The sequence below is a fragment of the Flavihumibacter sp. CACIAM 22H1 genome (genome assembly GCF_001601815.1).
Taxonomy (GTDB): domain Bacteria; phylum Bacteroidota; class Bacteroidia; order Chitinophagales; family Chitinophagaceae; genus Flavihumibacter.
The window spans coordinates 1-1,512 of sequence record NZ_LUKG01000058.1 but is presented as its reverse complement, the minus strand read 5'-3'; the positions used below and the strand labels follow the sequence as shown (position 1 = coordinate 1,512).

The 1,512-nt window shown below is 46.5% G+C and carries 1 protein-coding gene; it reads left to right on the top strand.

Annotated elements, in window-relative coordinates:
- Window positions 1–1,512, top strand: a 1,512-nt coding sequence (locus A1D16_RS14780; protein ID WP_290710909.1) for a putative LPS assembly protein LptD, incomplete at both ends; no start/stop codon positions are given.

Here is a 1,512-nt window from a genome sequence, read left to right as displayed (position 1 = left end):
ATTTACCACCTGTAACCTCGATACGCCGCATTTTGCCTTTCGGACCAAAAAAATGAAGCTGGTTAATAAAAAACTGGCGGTAAGCGGACCTATTCATCCGGAGTTTGAAGGGGTGCCGGTGCCGATTTATATTCCATTTGGCTTCTTCCCCTTATCGCAAGGACGAAAATCAGGGATCCTGCCCCCGCAGTTTGTTGCAAATGAACAGTTTGGTCTTGGTTTGGAAGGTGTAGGGTATTATAAAGTGCTGGGCGAAAAGTTTGACATCATGCTCAGGGGCGATATCTATTCCTATGGAGGCTGGCGGGGCGTGCTAACTCCTACCTATAAACGCCGGTACCGCTACTCCGGAAGAATGAACCTTTCGGTACAGAATACAAGGATCCTCAGTCGGGATGTAAACAAAGAATTTGACGTTAACCGCAGTTTTAATATTCAATGGAGCCATGTGGCTGACGCAAAAGCACGCCCGGGTACCAATTTCCAGGCCAGTGTAAATGCCGGCTCTACGCAGTATAATAAATTCGTAGGAGCCAATCCCTCCATAAATTTTCAGAACCAGTTATATTCTTCCATTTCTTATACCAAAAACTGGAATAACAAATATAACCTGAGTCTTACAGCGGGCCATGATCAGAATAGTAACCAACGCCGGATTAATATTCGGTTGCCGGATGGGTCTTTTACGGTCAATAACTTTTATCCTTTCCAGAAAAAAGAGTTTGTGGGTACGCCAAAATGGTACGAAAAACTGGGTATTGGTCTAAACTCCCAGTTCCGGAACCAGGTTTCATTTTACGACAGTGCCTTTTCATTCAAGCAATTGATCGATACCATGCAATGGGGCGCACAACACAATATTCCCATAACCTTATCGCTTCCTTCACTCGGACCCATACAAATTGCCCCGGGCATCAGTTATTCCGAGCGTTGGTATGCTCAACAATTCAATCGTGCCTGGAACCCCGCCACCAGGCGTATTGACACCACGATCAACCGCGGCTTTTATACCGCCCGCGATATGTCGTTCAGCATGAGCCTTAACACGGCTATTTTTGGAACCTTTAATAAGTTTGGAAAAAACAGCAGTGTGCGGGCGATCCGGCATGTGATCCGTCCATCTGTTTCTGCCAGTTACAAACCAGATATGAACGGCAAAGACTATTATTCCACCCAGGTAGATACCACCGGCCGCCAGGTACGGTTCAGTAAATATGCCGGAAGCCTCTACGGCGCTTTTGGCGAGGGGGAATTCGGGGGATTAAGTTTTACCCTGGATAATAACCTGGAAATGAAAGTGCGTTCCAAAAAGGATACTACCTCAGAGGACGGCATTAAAAAAGTGCGCCTGCTCGATGGTTTCGGTTTAACGGGTAGTTATAATTTTCTGGCCGACAGCTTCCAGTTATCGCCGATCAGTTTATACGTCAGAAGGACCCTTTTTGAAAAGATCAACATAACAGCGTCGGCAAGCCTGGATCCTTACAAAACCGATCGGCAGGGGTACCGGAT